Origin of the sequence: Pseudomonas imrae, from assembly GCF_046352735.2 — a bacterium.
Taxonomy (GTDB): Bacteria; Pseudomonadota; Gammaproteobacteria; order Pseudomonadales; family Pseudomonadaceae; genus Aquipseudomonas; species Aquipseudomonas imrae.
Genome location: NZ_CP110853.2, coordinates 1,939,860 through 1,955,016 on the forward strand (window position 1 = coordinate 1,939,860; position 15,157 = coordinate 1,955,016).

The 15,157-nt window shown below is 59.2% G+C and carries 16 protein-coding genes; 10 read left to right on the forward strand and 6 right to left on the reverse strand.

Translation table 11 applies throughout. The features are described 5' to 3' along the window. Positions 1-33 precede the first annotated feature (33 nt). Positions 34-534 (forward strand): universal stress protein, encoded by a 501-nt coding sequence (locus OQ460_RS08855; protein WP_410021435.1) that lies wholly within the window; start codon positions 34-36, stop codon positions 532-534. 103 nt (positions 535-637) lie between these two features. After that, a complete protein-coding gene (cysB, locus tag OQ460_RS08860; protein ID WP_410021436.1) occupies positions 638-1,612 on the forward strand; it encodes an HTH-type transcriptional regulator CysB in 975 nt (324 codons plus the stop codon). Between the two features lie 5 nt (positions 1,613-1,617). On the opposite strand, the gene OQ460_RS08865 is transcribed toward cysB, so the two are convergent. Then, the gene (locus OQ460_RS08865; RefSeq protein WP_410021437.1) at positions 1,618-2,100 is read right to left on the reverse strand and encodes a GreA/GreB family elongation factor; all 483 of its coding nucleotides are present in this window, start codon (positions 2,098-2,100) and stop codon (positions 1,618-1,620) included. A gap of 163 nt (positions 2,101-2,263) precedes the next feature. Here OQ460_RS08865 and earP point away from each other — a divergent pair, with 163 nt between their 5' ends. Both earP and OQ460_RS08875 read left to right on the forward strand, forming a co-directional pair. Beyond that, complete coding sequence (gene earP / locus OQ460_RS08870) at positions 2,264-3,397, forward strand: elongation factor P maturation arginine rhamnosyltransferase EarP (RefSeq protein WP_410021438.1); 1,134 nt, start codon at positions 2,264-2,266, stop codon at positions 3,395-3,397. Between the two features lie 49 nt (positions 3,398-3,446). Next, positions 3,447-4,019, forward strand: coding sequence for an elongation factor P (locus OQ460_RS08875; protein ID WP_410021439.1), 573 nt, complete (start codon positions 3,447-3,449; stop codon positions 4,017-4,019). Positions 4,020-4,109: 90 nt separating this feature from the next. Here OQ460_RS08875 and OQ460_RS08880 read toward each other — a convergent pair whose 3' ends face one another. Next, positions 4,110-5,060, reverse strand: coding sequence for a LysR family transcriptional regulator (locus OQ460_RS08880; RefSeq protein ID WP_410021440.1), 951 nt, complete (start codon positions 5,058-5,060; stop codon positions 4,110-4,112). A gap of 108 nt (positions 5,061-5,168) precedes the next feature. Between OQ460_RS08880 and OQ460_RS08885 the strand changes: the two genes are divergently transcribed. After that, a complete protein-coding gene (locus tag OQ460_RS08885; protein WP_410021958.1) occupies positions 5,169-5,918 on the forward strand; it encodes a sulfite exporter TauE/SafE family protein in 750 nt (249 codons plus the stop codon). Here OQ460_RS08885 and OQ460_RS08890 read toward each other — a convergent pair. Next, on the reverse strand, positions 5,908-6,789 hold the full coding sequence (locus OQ460_RS08890) for a LysR family transcriptional regulator (RefSeq protein WP_410021441.1): 882 nt from the start codon (positions 6,787-6,789) through the stop codon (positions 5,908-5,910). The two genes, OQ460_RS08885 and OQ460_RS08890, sit on opposite strands and share 11 nt — an antisense overlap. A gap of 70 nt (positions 6,790-6,859) precedes the next feature. Here OQ460_RS08890 and OQ460_RS08895 point away from each other — a divergent pair, with 70 nt between their 5' ends. Continuing rightward, entirely contained in the window at positions 6,860-7,066 is a 207-nt protein-coding gene (locus tag OQ460_RS08895) for a DUF1127 domain-containing protein (protein ID WP_410021959.1), read from the forward strand. A 64-nt stretch (positions 7,067-7,130) separates the two neighbouring features. Beyond that, positions 7,131-8,354 (forward strand): winged helix-turn-helix domain-containing protein, encoded by a 1,224-nt coding sequence (locus OQ460_RS08900; protein WP_410021442.1) that lies wholly within the window; start codon positions 7,131-7,133, stop codon positions 8,352-8,354. Here OQ460_RS08900 and OQ460_RS08905 read toward each other — a convergent pair. Further along, the gene (locus tag OQ460_RS08905; RefSeq protein ID WP_410021443.1) at positions 8,344-9,690 is read right to left on the reverse strand and encodes a class II 3-deoxy-7-phosphoheptulonate synthase; all 1,347 of its coding nucleotides are present in this window, start codon (positions 9,688-9,690) and stop codon (positions 8,344-8,346) included. The genes OQ460_RS08900 and OQ460_RS08905 overlap by 11 nt on opposite strands. A 121-nt stretch (positions 9,691-9,811) precedes the next feature. Here OQ460_RS08905 and OQ460_RS08910 point away from each other — a divergent pair, with 121 nt between their 5' ends. Further along, positions 9,812-10,567: a spermidine synthase gene (locus OQ460_RS08910; protein WP_410021444.1), complete on the forward strand. Its 756-nt coding sequence runs from the start codon at positions 9,812-9,814 to the stop codon at positions 10,565-10,567. An 85-nt stretch (positions 10,568-10,652) separates the two neighbouring features. Here the strand turns inward: OQ460_RS08910 and OQ460_RS08915 are convergent, their stop codons facing one another. Beyond that, positions 10,653-11,444 carry a crotonase/enoyl-CoA hydratase family protein gene (locus tag OQ460_RS08915; RefSeq protein ID WP_410021445.1) on the reverse strand — a complete coding sequence of 264 codons (792 nt, stop codon included), beginning with the start codon at positions 11,442-11,444 and terminating at the stop codon, positions 10,653-10,655. A 422-nt stretch (positions 11,445-11,866) separates the two neighbouring features. Between OQ460_RS08915 and OQ460_RS08920 the strand changes: the two genes are divergently transcribed. Beyond that, entirely contained in the window at positions 11,867-13,540 is a 1,674-nt protein-coding gene (locus OQ460_RS08920) for a DEAD/DEAH box helicase (RefSeq protein ID WP_410021446.1), read from the forward strand. Between the two features lie 76 nt (positions 13,541-13,616). Here the strand turns inward: OQ460_RS08920 and OQ460_RS08925 are convergent, their stop codons facing one another. Continuing rightward, entirely contained in the window at positions 13,617-14,384 is a 768-nt protein-coding gene (locus tag OQ460_RS08925) for a DODA-type extradiol aromatic ring-opening family dioxygenase (protein WP_410021447.1), read from the reverse strand. Positions 14,385-14,487: 103 nt separating this feature from the next. Here OQ460_RS08925 and OQ460_RS08930 point away from each other — a divergent pair, with 103 nt between their 5' ends. Continuing rightward, positions 14,488-15,144 carry a thiopurine S-methyltransferase gene (locus OQ460_RS08930; RefSeq protein ID WP_410021448.1) on the forward strand — a complete coding sequence of 219 codons (657 nt, stop codon included), beginning with the start codon at positions 14,488-14,490 and terminating at the stop codon, positions 15,142-15,144. The last annotated feature ends 13 nt before the right edge of the window (positions 15,145-15,157 follow it).

The following is a 15,157-nucleotide window of genomic DNA, read 5'->3' on the forward strand; positions in this document are numbered from 1 at the left end:
AATCCCCGCCATCCTGGCCTACCAGGAGGTTCTATGATTCGCTCGATGCTCTACGCCACTGACCTCGGTGTGTATGCGCCTTATGTGATGCAGCATGCACTGGCGATGGCGCGAACCTTCAAGGCTGATCTGTATGTGGTTCATGTCGTCGAGCCGATCGGCTTGTTCGCCGAATCCGTGCTGCAAAGCTATCTTGATGATGAGGCGCTCAATGACTGGCAGGCTCAGGGGCTGAGCAGGGTGATGGCAGGTATCGAGCAGCGCGTGCTGGACAGTTTTCGTGAAGAGTTGGCAGATGGGGAGCAGGACCTGCAGTTGATTCGTTCGGTGCGGGTGATCCAAGGGGATCCCGCCCAGGCGATTCTTGCCCAGGCGCAGAAACTCTCGGTGGATTTATTGATCGTAGGTAGTCATAGCCAGGGCTCAGGTCTCGCGACCCCGCTGGGACGTACCGCCGCTCGGGTGTTGCAGTTGGCCACGGTGCCGGTGTATCTGGTGCCTTTATTGCAGCGTCGGCGGGGCGATGGCGCGTGATGAGCGGGGATGATAAAAAGTTCTAGATTTGTGCCTTGCACCTTTAATATAGTTATATATCGTCGCTGATACCCGTGGCGTCTATCTGCTTTGAGGGATACATATGAAGCTTCAACAATTGCGCTACATCTGGGAAGTGGCGCACCACGACCTCAACGTTTCCGCCACGGCCCAAAGCCTCTATACCTCGCAACCTGGTATCAGCAAGCAGATCCGCCTGCTCGAAGACGAGTTGGGTGTCGAAGTATTCGCCCGCAGTGGCAAACACCTGACCCGCGTCACGCCCGCAGGTGAGCGCATCATCACCACTGCCGGGGAGATCTTGCGCAAGGTCGAGAGCATCAAGCAGATTGCCCAGGAATTCTCCAACGAAAAAAAGGGCACCTTGTCGATTGCGACCACGCACACCCAGGCTCGTTATGCACTGCCGCCGGTAATCAGCGGGTTTATCAAGCAATATCCGGACGTGGCCTTGCACATGCACCAGGGCTCACCGATGCAGATCGCCGAGATGGCCGCGGACGGTACCGTCGACTTCGCTATTGCCACCGAAGCCCTGGAGCTGTTCGGTGACCTGGTGATGATGCCGTGCTACCGCTGGAATCGCTGCGTGGTGGTTCCCCAGGGGCACCCGCTGGCCAAGCTGCCCAAGCTGACACTCGAAGCCTTGGCGGAATACCCGATCGTGACCTACGTGTTTGGCTTCACCGGCCGCTCCAAGCTGGACGAAGCGTTCAGTCATCGGGGGCTGACGCCTAAGGTAGTGTTCACCGCAGCGGATGCCGACGTGATCAAAACCTATGTGCGCCTGGGCCTGGGCGTCGGCATCGTGGCCAAGATGGCGGTCGATACCAAGCTTGACAGCGACCTTGTGGTATTGGACGCCAGTGAGCTGTTTGAATCGAGCATAACCAAGATCGGTTTCCGACGTGGCACCTTCTTGCGTGGATTCATGTGCGATTTCATCGAGAAATTCGCCCCGCACTTGACCCGCGAAGTCATGGCCAAAGCCATCCAGTGCCACAACAAGCAAGAGCTGGAAGAACTGTTCGACGGTGTTGAACTACCCGTTCACTGATCGGCTTACTTGACCTCGGTAACAGCAAACTGTTGCCGAGCGCCGGCCACCACAATCTCCACTTCATCCCCTTCGAACTTGCCCAGCAGGCTTTTGCCCAGCGGTGAGCGAGGGGTGATGACGGTCACTGGTTGCCCGACCACATCCACTTTCAAGCCCGCGGCATCCGGCGCAAGAAACAGCCACTGCTGGCGACCGTGCTCATCCTCGAGCCCCAATAGCGAACCTACCTCAATGCCACGTTGATCATCGTAGGGGTGCAGGTTCAAGGTCTCGCAGCGTAGCAGCGACTGTCTGATTTCCTCGACCCGCCTGGCTTGCCCGGCAGCGAGATAAGATGCTTCCAGGCCCAGGGTGTCGTATTTGTTTTCGGCGATGTTCTCTTCGTGGGTCGCGGTTTCGTAGGCGGTTTGCGCGGCGCGCTGGGCGATATCGAGATCGGCGACGAGTTTTTCCAGGATCAATTGGTGGACGGCGTGTTTATTCATGGAGGGCTATTTGATCAGTCGCAAGATTGCAGGACATTGGCTCGGTTTTTTCGCCAGGGGTATTTTGATTGTCGCATAGCTGCTTCGCAGAATAATCCTTATCAACTCTTCTGTATGGCCGTATTTATGCGGACAATCGAGCCTTTGAATGTTGGAGCCCGGAATGAAAGTCCGCTGGGATATTTTTTGCAGCGTCGTGGATAACTTCGGCGACATCGGCGTGACTTGGCGCCTGGCCCGGCAACTGGCGGCGGAACACGCCTGCACGGTACGTCTGTGGGTTGATGATTTGCGGGCATTCGAGCGCATGTGCCCTGAAGTGGATGTGCAGGTGTCGCAGCAATGGCAAGAGGGCGTGGACGTGCGTCACTGGCCTCGGGACTGGGTAGCTACGAAGTCTGCGGATGTGGTGATTGCTGCATTTGCCTGTCAGTTGCCCCATGACTACATGGAGGCCATGGCGCAGCGCAAGCGCCCGCCGTTGTGGATGAACCTGGACTACTTGAGCGCCGAGGGTTGGGTGGTCGGCTGTCATGGCTTGCCCTCGGTGAAGTTCAAGGGCGTGCAAAAGTACTTCTTTTTTCCGGGGTTCCAGCCAGGAACGGGGGGCTTATTGAGGGAGTCAGGGTTGATTGAGCGGCGTCAGGCGTTTCAACTGGACCCTGAGGCCCAGCAGCAATTCCTTCAATCGCTGGGCGTGTTTCCCCCGGCCGGCGCACGATTGATATCGCTGTTTGCCTACGAAAACGCCGGGCTGGCCAGTTGGTTGGATGTGTTGGCTGCGGACAGGCAGGTCACGCATTTGTTGGTGCCTCACGGGCGCATTCTCGGTGACGTACAGCGTTGGCTGGAAGTCGAGGTGCTGGCCGTGGGTGACGTGCACCAGCGAGGCACCTTGACCGTGCAGGTGCTGCCTTTCGTGCGTCAGGAGCAATACGACCGCCTCTTGTGGTGCTGTGACTTCAACGCGGTGCGCGGCGAAGATTCCTTTGTGCGTGCGCAATGGGCCGGGCGCCCACTGTTATGGCACATCTACCGCCAGGACGAAGACATTCATCTGGACAAGCTCGACGCCTTCCTCGGCCTGTACACCGAAGGTTTGTCCCCGGCCGCGAAAGCCGCGCTGATTGCCCTTTGGCAAGCCTGGAACGCCGACGGCGACATGGCCAAAAGCTGGACAATGCTGCTTGAACACTGGCCGGAGATGACCAGGCACGCCGAAGAATGGTGTTTGGAACAAGGCTTGCAGGCAGATCTTGCAACGACGCTGGTACAGCTTTACGGAAATTGGATATGATACGCGACCTTGATTTTTGTAAATCCCATCCAAATTTCGGATATTCGCAATGAAAACTGGTAAAGAACTGAAACCCGGTACAGTGATCCGTCTCGAAAACGACCCTTGGCTGGTTCAGAAAGCTGAGTTCACCAAGTCTGGTCGTAACAGCGCAATCATGAAGACCAAGCTGAAGAACCTGCTGACCGGTTACAAGACCGAGATCGTCTACAGCGCCGATGACAAACTGGACGATGTGATCCTCGACCGCAAAGAAGCGACCCTGTCGTTCATCAGCGGCGACACCTACACGTTCATGGACACCACCGACTACACCATGTACGAGCTGAACGCTGAAGATATCGAAGCCGTTCTGCCGTTCATCGAAGAAGGCATGACCGACGTTTGCGAAGCTATTTTCTTCGAAGAGCGCCTGGTTTCCGTAGAGCTGCCGACCACTATTGTGCGTAAGGTTGACTACACCGAAGGTTCCGCTCGTGGCGACACTTCGGGCAAGGTGATGAAGCCTGCCAAACTGGCTAACGGTACCGAGCTGCAAGTGGCTGACTTTATCGAAATCGGCGACCTGATCGAGATCGACACCCGTGAAGGTGGTTCGTACAAAGGTCGCGCCAAGAAGTAACTCTGGCGTTACCGACACGCAAAAAGCCCGACCACTGTGTCGGGCTTTTTGTGGGCGTTGTTTTTACCGCAGGATGCGTTTTGGCTGATGTCAGCCCAAGCCGCCTTGCAAAGCCAGATCCCAGGGTGGAACGGGGCTGAAGCGGGCCTTGAGGTATTCCAGCAGTAATCGGCTGCGCGCATTGGCGTGCTGCTCAAGGCGCAGTGCATAAATGCCCGCCGTTTCTGCACTTGGCAAGCCGTTTTCGCAGAATAAGGGCACCAGTTCGCCGCGTACCAAATGCTCGCTGGCCAACCACGTGGGCAGATGGGCGACGCCCAATCCGGCCAGGGCACCAGACAACAGGGCCTCGGCATTATTGGCACTCATGCGGATTCGCCGCGGACGGAAGGTGTTCTTGCGTCCATCCAGCTCGAAGCGCCAGGCAAACATTGGAGCCAGGCCTTCCCAGTCGAGTCCGTCGTGTTCATCCAACTGGCTGGGATGGGTCGGTGTGCCGCGGCTTTTGAGGTATGCCGGGCTGGCGCAGGCGATGCGCACGATACTGGCCAGCGGGGTGGCAATCAGGCGGCTATCGACGATATGCCCCGCGCGCAATACCAGGTCAACCTTGCCCAAATGTTCGCCTTGCATGTCGACAAAGCTGTCGATCAAGTGCAGATGTACGTCCAGGCCTGGATACACGTTGAGAAAATCCGCGATAGCTGGCGCCAGGTGGCGCCGGCCAAACGCAGCAGGGGCGTCCACGCGAATCAGGCCCTCAGGCGCATGACTCAAGGACACCGCTTCGGCCCGGGCCAGTTGCAGTTCGCGAACGATCCGCCGCGCCCGTTCGGCAAAGGCCAGCCCTGCGGGTGTAGGAACGACCGCGTGAGTGCTGCGCATAAACAGCCGGCTGCCTACGGAGTTTTCCAGGCTATCAATGCGCCGGGCCACGGCCGAAGGTGTTAGCGGATGGCGTCGCGAGGCCGCGGAAAAACTGCCCGTCTCTAGCACATCCAGAAATAATCCGAGCTGGTCGGTCAAGAAGTTGGGATTCATAAGGCCTGCGCTTGTGCGAAATTGGCATAGCCATTGTGCGTTGCTGTGCATTTGCGCGCCAGACCTGGCGGCGTAGCATGCAAGGATTGGGTAATGGAGCAAGACGTAGTGGTTGATATGGCGATGTACCTGGTGCTGGGTGTGGCGTTGGGCACGGTCGGAGGCTTGTTCGGCATTGGTGGCGGCTTGATTGCCATCCCGGTGTTGGGTGTTATGTTCGGCTTGGACCAGCAAATTGCCCAGGGCACGGCGCTGGTGATGGTGGTGCCGAATGTGATGCTTGCGCTGTGGCGTTACCACCAACGTAATCGTATTGAGTTGCGTCACGCTTTGCCGCTGGGGCTGATGGGTTTTTGCTTCGCCTGGTTGGGATCAATTTGGGCGGTGGGCATCGATGCTGGTGTCATGCGTATCGGCTTTATTGCGTTTCTGCTCACGTTATCGGCCTACAATCTGGTGCGCATGTTCACCAGCAATGCGCCGCCTTCGGCGCAGATGCGTTATTCCTGGCCATGGCTTGGAGTGCTGGGTGCGGTATCGGGATCGATGGGCGGCTTGTTCGGTGTAGGGGGGGCAGTGGTTGCGACGCCGGTCCTGACCAGCATTTTCGGCACCAGCCAGGTGGTGGCCCAGGGTTTGTCCCTGGCACTGGCGTTGCCCAGCACCGGCGTCACCTTGGTAACGTATGCCTGGCATCAGGAGGTGGACTGGCTGATCGGATTGCCCCTGGCCGCCGGCGGCCTGCTGAGTATCAGTTGGGGGGTAAAGGTGGCCCACGCCTTGCCCGAACGGTTGCTACGTGGCCTGTTCTGCGGCTTTCTGGTGGTGTGTGCGGCGATGCTGACCTTTAAAGTTTAAAGCCTTCGATGATGTAGTCCGCCAGGCACTCGGTGATGGGCGAAGTGGTGTGTGGATTGCGCAGCAGGCGCAGGTTGACCGAAGGCAAGGGCGGGAAACCTTCGGCTGGCCCCAAGACCCGCAGCTCTTCGTTCACCAGGCTCTCCATGCTGACCGTCACCGCCAGGCCAGCGCCGACCACCGCCTGGATCGCGGCACCGTTGGAGCTGTGATAGGCCAGGCGATATTCCCGGCCTTGGGCGTCCAGCGCGGCGCGGGCCCATTGGGTGCAAAAACTGTCCATGCCTGAAATGGCCAGGGGCAGGGTGGTGTGCTCATCCAGGCAAAAGCATGTAGACGCGGCCCAGGCCATCCGTTCAAGACGTAGCAGCTCGCCGATGTCATCGCCTTGGGCGCGGCTGACTACGGTCAGGTCGAGGTCTCGGCGCTGCATCAATATGGGAGACGCCTCGCAGTGCATTTCAATCTGGATCAGTGGGTAGGCCTTGGAAAAGCGCTTGAGGATGCCCGGTAGAAATCGCATTACGTAATCGTCCGGGGTACCGATTCGCACCAGCCCGATCATATGCGGCTCGCGCAGCGTATTGAACACCTCACTGTGCAGCTTCAGGATGCGTCGCGCATACCCCAGCAGCACCTGGCCCTCCGGCGTGAGTTTGACTTGCCGGCCATCGCGCTCGAACAGCTTGCGTTGCAGCACGTCTTCTTCCAGGCGCTTCATCTGCATGCTCACTGCCGACTGCGTGCGGTTGACTTGTTCGCCGGCGCGGGTGAAGCCACCCTGATCGGCGATAGCGACGAAGGTACGCAGCACTTCGGTGTCGATGCTCGGGTAGCTGGGCAATTGATCAATCTCCAAGATGTATTTCATAAGAAACATTCGTTGGATTGATCATAGCGCCAGGCACAGACTTCAGTCATCCCCACTGGAGGGCGAGATGATGAAAGGTCAAAGAGGTTATGTGTTGATGATTAAACGGCCGTTTCCCAGGCTGTTTCAGCGGCTGTCCCGTTGGTATGCATTGCATTGCGAGCGTCAGTTTCTGGCAAGCATGACGGATGAGTCACTCAAGGACATCGGACTGACTCGTGCAGATGTCGAGCGTGAACGTCACCGGCACTTCTGGAGTGACCCGCTGGGTAAATGACGAAATCGCGCTACACAACAACTAGGGTAGTCAGGTAGTTTGCGAGCACACAAAGGAGATGCACATGCCCGCCGAACTGTCCCTTTCCCTCAAGCAGGCGCGGCGCCTGGCGCTGGTCGCACAAGGCTTCAATGGGCGCCAGCCGCCGGCGCAGGTCAAGGCAGCGCAGGTCAATCGCTTGATTGATCGGCTGGGTGTATTGCAGATCGATTCGGTCAATGCCGTGGTGCGTTCGCACTACTTGCCGCTGTTTTCCCGTCTGGGCAGTTACTCCCCGCTCATTCTTGAGCAGGCGGCCTGGAGCCTGGGACGCAAACGCTCGCTGTTCGAGTATTGGGGGCATGAGGCTTCGTTGTTGCCGATCACGCTCTACCCATTGATGCGTTGGCGTATGCAGCGCGCCAGTGAGGGGCGAGGTATATATCAACAAATGGCGCGTTTCGGTCGTGAGCAACAGTCCACTATTCGCCGGGTGCTGGACATCGTCGAGCAACAGGGCGCATTGGGCGCCGGCAGCCTGTCGACCCGTGAAGAGCGGGCCGGGCCCTGGTGGGACTGGAGCGATGAGAAGCATGCCCTGGAATGGCTGTTTGCCGCAGGTTTGGTGACAGTCGCCGGGCGGCGTGGCTTCGAACGGCTGTATGACTTGCCGGAGCGGGTTATCCCCGCTGCGATTCTGCAGCAGGCGCCTCTCAGTGAAGCCGAGGCACAGCGCGGATTGTTGCTGCACGCTGCGACGGCGACAGGCGTGGGCACTGAAAAGGATTTGCGCGATTACTTTCGACTGGACCCTCTGGATAGCCGTGAGCGCCTGGCTGAACTGGTCGAGGACGGCCAGTTGCTCACCTGTCAGGTCCAGGGTTGGAGGCAGATGGCTTATTGTGTGCCCGAACCGAAAATCCCGCGCAAGGTGTCGGCCAGCGCGTTGCTGTCACCGTTTGACTCGCTGATCTGGGAGCGTAGCCGTACCGAGCGTCTGTTCGACTTTCGCTATCGACTGGAAATCTATACCCCGCAAGACAAACGGGTGTACGGCTACTACGTATTGCCGTTTCTGCACAACGAGCGGATTGTCGCGCGGGTCGACTTGCGCGCCGAGCGGGCTTCGGGGCGTCTGGCGGTGCATGCGGTGCATGAGGAGGAGCCGGGCCTGGATGAGCAGGGGATGCAGGCGCTGGCTCTGAGTCTGCGGCAAATGGCCGATTGGCTGGGGCTTGAACAGGTTCGGCTCAATTGCCTGCGGCCCAGTGCCGCCCGGTTGCGGGCGGCACTGTTGTTTAGCGTTTGACTTGTTTCAGTGTCTCGGCGATCAGGAACGCCAACTCCAGCGACTGATCGGCATTCATCCGCGGATCGCAATGGGTGTGGTAGCGGTCTGAAAGCCCGTCTTCGGTGATCGGTCGCGCGCCGCCGATGCATTCGGTGACGTTCTGTCCGGTCATCTCGATATGAATCCCGCCGGCGTAGGTCCCTTCGGCTTCATGCACCTGGAAGAATTCCTTCACCTCAGCAAGGATCTGCGCGAAGTCGCGGGTCTTGTAGCCGCTGCTGGCTTTGATTGTATTGCCATGCATCGGATCGCTGCTCCACAGCACTTGCTTGCCTTCGCGCTGTACGGCGCGAATCAGCTCAGGCAGGTGATCGCCAACCTTGTTGGCGCCCATGCGCGCAATCAGGTTCAGGCGGCCGGGGTCGTTATCCGGGTTGAGGATATCGATCAGGCGAATCAGGTCGTCCGGGTTCATGCTCGGACCGACCTTGACCCCGATCGGGTTGTTGACGCCCCGCAGGAACTCGACATGGGCGCCATCGAGTTGGCGGGTGCGGTCGCCGATCCACAGCATGTGGGCCGAGCAGTCGTAGTAATCATTGGTCAGGCTGTCACGGCGCACGAACGCTTGCTCGTAATTGAGCAGCAGGGCTTCGTGGGCGGTGAAGAAGCTGGTTTCACGTAATTGTGGCGAGCTGTCCATGCCACAGGCGCGCATGAACGCCAGGGTCTCATCGATACGATCCGCCAGTTGGCTGTACTTCTCGGCCAGGGCGGAGTTGGCGATAAAGTCCAGGTTCCACTTATGGACCTGATGCAGGTCGGCAAAACCGCCCTGGGCAAAAGCCCGCAGCAGGTTCAGGGTGGCGGTGGACTGGTGATAGGACTGCAGCAGGCGGTCGGGATCCGGCACCCGGCTTTTTTCGTCGAAGCCGATGCCGTTGACGATGTCGCCGCGGTACGCCGGCAGCGTAATGCCACCGATGGTTTCATCATTGGACGAGCGCGGCTTGGCAAACTGGCCGGCCATGCGCCCGACCTTTACCACCGGGCAACCGGCAGCGAAGGTCATCACGATCGCCATTTGCAGCAGCACCTTGAAGGTGTCGCGGATCTTTGCTGCCGAGAACTCGGCGAAACTTTCGGCGCAATCGCCGCCCTGCAGCAGGAACGCACGACCCTGGGTCACCTCGGCAAACTGACGGCGCAGTTCACGGGCCTCTCCGGCAAATACCAGGGGTGGGTAGCTGGCCAGATTCTGCTCCACTTGCAGCAAATGCGCGGGATCGGGGTACTGGGGTTGTTGCTGGACCGGCAGGGTGCGCCAGCTGTCGGGGCTCCAGGGTTGGCTCATCATGAACTCGATTGGTTGGTTGGCGGTCGGGCGCCAATATTATCAGCAATTAGTGCGTGACCTGTTGTCGCCAGTTGGCCGACAATCGCGCCTTTGCCGTGCCGCAACGTTAGGAGTAGTGATGACAGAGGAGCGCGTCGAGCGCCTGCTGGCCGAGGTCCACGATGATTTTGGCATGATCCGTGTACTGGAAGTGGCCGATTACCGGTTTCTCGAATTTGGTGATGCCATCGAGCAAAGTTGTGTGTTCACCGCCGATCCGAGCTGGCTGGAGTACGACTACACCCGTGCCATGTTGATCGGCGCGCTGTGTCATGAGCAGCCTGAAAGCGCGCTGTTTCTCGGCTTGGGTGCCGGGACGCTGACCCAGGCCTGCCTCAAGTTCCTGCCCCTGGAAGATGTCGAAGCCATCGAGTTGCGCCCGGATGTGCCACGCCTGGCCATCGAATATCTGGGGCTCGATGATGATCCGCGCCTGTATATCCGCGTCGGCGATGCGCTGGAGTTGCTGGAGACGGCGGAGCCAGCGGACTTGATTTTCGTCGACCTGTATACCGACGTCGGGCCGGGAGTCGGTCATTTGGCCTGGGCATTTCTGGAGAACTGTCAGAAAAAGCTCAACTGCGGCGGTTGGCTGGTCATCAATCAGTGGGCCACTGACGATGGCAAACCCTTGGGGGCAGCCTTGTTGCGCGGGCTGTATCACCGGCATTACTGGGAGCTGCCAGTGAAGGAGGGCAATGTGATCTTGCTGGTGCCTTCGGAGCTGGACCAGGCATTGGACCTGGGGGCGCTGTCCGCTCGTGCCGAAGCCTTGGCACCGCGTTTGGGCTATTCGTTGCAGCCGCTGATCAAGGCGATTCGGCCGGCGACCTAGGCGTCTGTACCGACGCTTTCGCGAGCAAGCCCGCTCCCACATTTGACCGCGTGCATCCTGTAGGAATGCGGTCAAATCAGGGTATTCATATACCTTTGAACACCCCCGGCCGCTTCTCGATCATCGCCCGCACGCCTTCCTTGGCATCCTCGCTGTTAAGCAATTTATCCACCATCGACGGCAATGCGGCGGCCGCCACGGTTTCGCCTTCCATGCGCGCCTGGCGTGCCGACATCAGGGTGGCCTGCACGCCCAGCGGCGCCTGGCGTGCAATGCGGTTGGCCAGTTCCAGGGCGCGGGGCAGCAGGTCTTCGCTGGCCATGACCTCCTGCACCAGGCCCAGGCGCAGAGCTTCATGGGCATCAAACTCGTCGCCGGTCAGGAGCCAGCGCATTGCATTGCCCCAGCCAGCGATCTGATGGAAGCGAAGGGTCGCACCGCCGAAGGGAAAGATCCCGCGCTGCACTTCCATCTGGGCAAATCGCGTATTGCTGGCACACAGGTTGATATCCGCAGCCAGCATCAGCTCGATACCAATGGTCAGGCAATAACCCTGAACGGCGACGATCACCGGTTTGCTGACCCGTGGCCCTGCAAACACGCCCCAGGGATCGCAACCGCCCAGCGGTGGTTGCCAGCCTTGGGCCATGGTATGGGCGACATTAGCCAGGTCAAGGCCGGCGGTGAAGTGATCGCCATGGCCGAACACCACCGCCACGCGGGCCTCGTCATTGCGATCAAATTCGCCATAGGCCAGGCTCAGTTCGTTGAGCAGGTCCAGGTCGAAGGCATTGCGCTTGGCCACGCGATCGAGTCCCAGCAGCAGCACATGTCCTTGCTGTTCACGGCTGACGCGGCTGCTATTGGCGTGAATCATGGCGGTGTCCTCAGGCGCGAAGGGCAGTTTCGGACCGAAGGGCCCGCTGCAAAAGGTGAAGCGTTTAAGCGTCATGACCAACAGGGCCGGGCCTTTGAAAAATAGACGCTCTTGCAAGGAAGCGCAAAGCCTGTGACACAGAGCAGTTGAATGGTGTTTTTCGATAAAAAAAGCTCCCTTTTTCAGGGATTTCCGGTATAGTGCGCGCCGGCCTTTAACCGGGCCGCGTTTAGGTAGCGCAATTCCCCGAAGTCAGCTTCGGCTGCTCGTCCGCACAGCGGACTCTCCCTTGACGAATCTTTTTCATTCATTCGTTTTCGCAAATCCCCGCCGACAAAGCAGCCAGGGCGACTCTTGAGTCTCAACACGGCATGCGCAGCTTTGGAGCATGGGTCTTTGCGGATGCACTTAGAGGCAGACCCATGACCCAGGAAACCGGCGGCTTCGCCGCTTTTAATCTTAACCCGAACATTCTTGCAGCTGTCATCGCGACTGGCTACGAAGAACCTTCGGCTATTCAGCAGCAATCGATCCCGATCATCATGGCCGGCCAGGACATGATTGGCCAGGCGCAAACCGGTACCGGTAAAACCGCCGCGTTCGCTTTGCCTATCCTGCATTGCATCGATCCTGCCAAGCGCGAGCCGCAAGCCCTGATCCTGGCGCCAACCCGCGAGTTGGCGCTGCAAGTAGCAACCGCTTTCGAAACCTACGCCAAGCAAATGCCGGGCGTTACTGTTGTGGCCGTTTACGGCGGCGCACCTATGGGCCCGCAACTGAAAGCGATCCGTAATGGCGCACAGATCGTTGTCGCCACCCCGGGCCGTCTGTGCGACCACCTGCGTCGTGACGAGAAAGTGTTGTCGACCGTGAACCACCTGGTTCTGGACGAAGCCGACGAAATGTTGAAGCTGGGCTTCATGGATGACCTGGAAGTCATCTTCAAGGCACTGCCACCGACCCGTCAGACCGTATTGTTCTCGGCCACCCTGCCACAGTCGATCCGTGCCATTGCAGAGCGCCATCTGCGCGATCCGCAACACGTAAAGATCCAGACCAAGACTCAGACCGTTACCGCGATCGAACAGGCTCACCTGTTGGTTCACGCTGACCAGAAGACCTCCGCTGTATTGAGTCTGCTGGAAGTCGAAGACTTCGATGCCCTGATCATGTTCGTGCGCACCAAGCAAGCGACCCTGGACCTGGCCAGTGCCCTGGAAGCCAAGGGCTACAAAGCCGCTGCGCTGAACGGTGACATTGCCCAGAACCAACGTGAGCGCGTGATCGACTCCCTCAAGGATGGCCGCCTGGACATCGTTGTGGCGACCGACGTTGCTGCCCGTGGTCTTGACGTCCCACGTATCACCCACGTGTTCAACGTTGACATGCCTTACGATCCTGAGTCCTACGTTCACCGTATCGGCCGTACCGGCCGTGCGGGCCGCGAAGGTCGTGCACTGCTGCTGGTCACTCCACGTGAGCGCCGCATGCTGCAAGTGATCGAGCGTGTAACCGGTCAGAAGGTTGCCGAAGTCCGTCTGCCGGATGCCCAGGCTGTTCTCGATGCGCGCATCAAAAAGCTGACCAACAGCCTGTCGCCGCTGGTAGCTGACGCTGAAGCGACTCATGGCGATCTGCTGGATCGCCTGACCGCCGATATCGGTTGCACCCCGCGTGCCCTGGCTGCTGCCTTGCTGCGCAAGGCCACCAATGGTCAGGCGCTGACGCTGGCAGCCATCGAGAAAGAACGCCCACTGGTACCGAACAACGCTCCGCGCGGTGATCGTCCAGAGCGTTCCGGCGACCGTCCGGACCGTGGTGACCGCGAGCGTCGTGCTCCGATTCCATTGGCCGAAGGTCGTGCTCGCTGCCGTACCGCGCTGGGCGCGCGTGATGGCATCGCCGCCAAGAACCTGCTGGGCGCTATCCTCAATGAGGGTGGCCTGGCACGTGAAGCGATCGGTCGTATCCAGGTACGTGACAGCTTCTCCTTGGTCGAGCTGCCGGAAGATGGCCTGGAAAAACTGCTGACCAAGCTGAAGGACACCCGCGTTGCCGGCAAACAGCTCAAGCTGCGTCGCTATCGCGAAGATTGATCGGCTCTTGAGCTGATTGATCGTCCATAAAAAATCCCCGACTGGTTCGGGGATTTTTTTTGTCTTAATACCGGGGTCAGTCGAAACGATAGATGTCCATGCCTAGCGCGCCGAGGGTGAATCCTTGATGTGCAACGCTGAACACCCGCCCCGCGCCGCGTGCGAAATACAGGGGCAGTAAGTGCTCATCGCTGGGGTGGTTGCGTGCTGCATGAGGCGCCTGTCGTCGGTAGTCGTGCAATGCGGCTTCATCCCCAGCGGTCAGCCTGTCGACTATCCAATCACGAAAGTCCTGTGCCCAGGGCTCAACGCTGTCCGTGCCGGCCTGCCAATCCAGTTCCGCCAGGTTGTGGGTAATACTGCCTGAGCCAGCCAGCAGCACGCCTTGCCCGCGCAGGCCGGCAAGGGCGTGCCCGATTCGCACGGGCGGGGCTGGACCCAAATGGCTGGGAAGCGATATTTGCACCACCGGAATATCGGCGCTCGGGTACATCAACGACAGGGGCACCCAGGTGCCATGGTCAAAAGGGCGCTGATCATCGATACGCGCTTTCAGGTCATTGGCTGCGAGCAACTCGATAATCTGTTGTGCCAGTTTTGGATTGCCTGGGGCTGGATACTGCACAGCATACAATTCTCGCGGGAAACCGCCGAAGTCGTGCCAGGTCTCGGGCGCAGGGCTGCCACTGACCAGCAGTTCCTGGCTTTCCCAGTGGGCAGACATCACCACAATCGCCTTGGGTCGAGGCAACTCGGCGGCAAGGCGCTTAAGTGCGGGCCCGCTGGCGCCGGGTTGGAGCGCAAGCATGGGCGATCCGTGGGAGATATACAGGCTGGGCAGCATGAGCAGGCTCCTCAAGGTTAAGATGGGGCCATCTTCAATCGGATCACTGATCTAAATCCAATATAAGTTTTAGTGTTATTTGATCGAATTTTCAGGGGGAATCATGGATTCCACGTTTTGGCATGAGCGCTGGGCACATAATCAGATTGGCTTTCACCTGCCAGAGGTAAACCCGTACCTGCAACGGTACTGGCCGAGCCTGGCGCTTGCGCATGACGCAAGGGTGCTGGTGCCGTTGTGCGGCAAAAGCCTGGACTTGATGTGGTTGGCCAATCAGGGGCATCGGGTGGTGGGTGTCGAGCTGTCGCAGAAGGCCGTTGAAGAGTTTTTCTGCGAGCAAAGGCTGACCGCGAGCATCAGTCAGCGAGGCGCATTCAAGGTCTATCAGGCGGGAGCGGTCGAGTTGTGGTGCGGGGACTTTTTCACATTGACTGCCGATGATGTGGCAGGTTGCACCGCACTGTATGACCGGGCGGCGCTGATCGCCTTACCGAAGTCGATGCGCGAGCAATATGCCGGCCATTTGAACGCATTGTTCGTTCAAGGCAGCAGTGGCCTGTTGATCACTCTGGATTATGACCAAGGGCAGAAGGCTGGTCCGCCGTTTGCGGTGGACGATGTCGAGGTGCAGACACTGCTGGGGGCGCACTGGCGTCTGAGTACACTGGAGCGGCGCGATATTCTGGAGGAGAGTCCCAAGTTCGTTCAGGCGGGCGCCAGACGGCTTGAGGAGCGGGTTTACCAGTTAATCAGAGCGTAAACGGCGCCCACGA

Coding starts and splice junctions, on each gene's coding strand:
- OQ460_RS08855 (WP_410021435.1), top strand. CDS start 34: ATGATTCGCTCGATGCTCTACGCCACTGACCTCGGTGTGTATGCGCCT.
- cysB (WP_410021436.1), top strand. CDS start 638: ATGAAGCTTCAACAATTGCGCTACATCTGGGAAGTGGCGCACCACGAC.
- OQ460_RS08865 (WP_410021437.1), bottom strand. CDS start 2,100: ATGAATAAACACGCCGTCCACCAATTGATCCTGGAAAAACTCGTCGCC.
- earP (WP_410021438.1), top strand. CDS start 2,264: ATGAAAGTCCGCTGGGATATTTTTTGCAGCGTCGTGGATAACTTCGGC.
- OQ460_RS08875 (WP_410021439.1), top strand. CDS start 3,447: ATGAAAACTGGTAAAGAACTGAAACCCGGTACAGTGATCCGTCTCGAA.
- OQ460_RS08880 (WP_410021440.1), bottom strand. CDS start 5,060: ATGAATCCCAACTTCTTGACCGACCAGCTCGGATTATTTCTGGATGTG.
- OQ460_RS08890 (WP_410021441.1), bottom strand. CDS start 6,789: ATGAAATACATCTTGGAGATTGATCAATTGCCCAGCTACCCGAGCATC.
- OQ460_RS08895 (WP_410021959.1), top strand. CDS start 6,860: ATGAAAGGTCAAAGAGGTTATGTGTTGATGATTAAACGGCCGTTTCCC.
- OQ460_RS08900 (WP_410021442.1), top strand. CDS start 7,131: ATGCCCGCCGAACTGTCCCTTTCCCTCAAGCAGGCGCGGCGCCTGGCG.
- OQ460_RS08905 (WP_410021443.1), bottom strand. CDS start 9,690: ATGAGCCAACCCTGGAGCCCCGACAGCTGGCGCACCCTGCCGGTCCAG.
- OQ460_RS08910 (WP_410021444.1), top strand. CDS start 9,812: ATGACAGAGGAGCGCGTCGAGCGCCTGCTGGCCGAGGTCCACGATGAT.
- OQ460_RS08915 (WP_410021445.1), bottom strand. CDS start 11,444: ATGATTCACGCCAATAGCAGCCGCGTCAGCCGTGAACAGCAAGGACAT.
- OQ460_RS08920 (WP_410021446.1), top strand. CDS start 11,867: ATGACCCAGGAAACCGGCGGCTTCGCCGCTTTTAATCTTAACCCGAAC.
- OQ460_RS08925 (WP_410021447.1), bottom strand. CDS start 14,384: ATGCTGCCCAGCCTGTATATCTCCCACGGATCGCCCATGCTTGCGCTC.
- OQ460_RS08930 (WP_410021448.1), top strand. CDS start 14,488: ATGGATTCCACGTTTTGGCATGAGCGCTGGGCACATAATCAGATTGGC.